The organism is Nostoc sp. 2RC (genome assembly GCF_014222165.1).
Classification (GTDB): Bacteria; Cyanobacteriota; Cyanobacteriia; order Cyanobacteriales; family Nostocaceae; genus Nostoc; species Nostoc linckia.
The window spans coordinates 1-239 of record NZ_JACKZU010000858.1 but is presented as its reverse complement, the minus strand read 5'-3'; the positions used below and the strand labels follow the sequence as shown (position 1 = coordinate 239).

Here is a 239-nt window from a genome sequence, read left to right as displayed (position 1 = left end):
CTAACGTACCATCCTCATCACTATTATCTGCAACTTTACGTAATTCAGCAATTCTTCCTTTTTCTTTAAAAAGTTTTGTACCATCATCATTAACTACAGCAATACCTGCTGAGTCATAACCACGATATTCTAATTTTTCTAACCCTTTTAATAGTAATTCTTTGGCATTATCGTAGCCAATATAACCAACAATTCCACACATATAATATCCTCCAACAAATGGGATAACACGGCTATTA

The 239-nt window shown here is 33.1% G+C and carries 1 pseudogene; it reads right to left on the bottom strand.

The window, feature by feature from the left end:
* Positions 1-202, bottom strand: a pseudogene (locus GNE10_RS36665) (glutamine--fructose-6-phosphate aminotransferase); the annotation flags it as partial.
* Positions 203-239 lie beyond the last annotated feature (37 nt).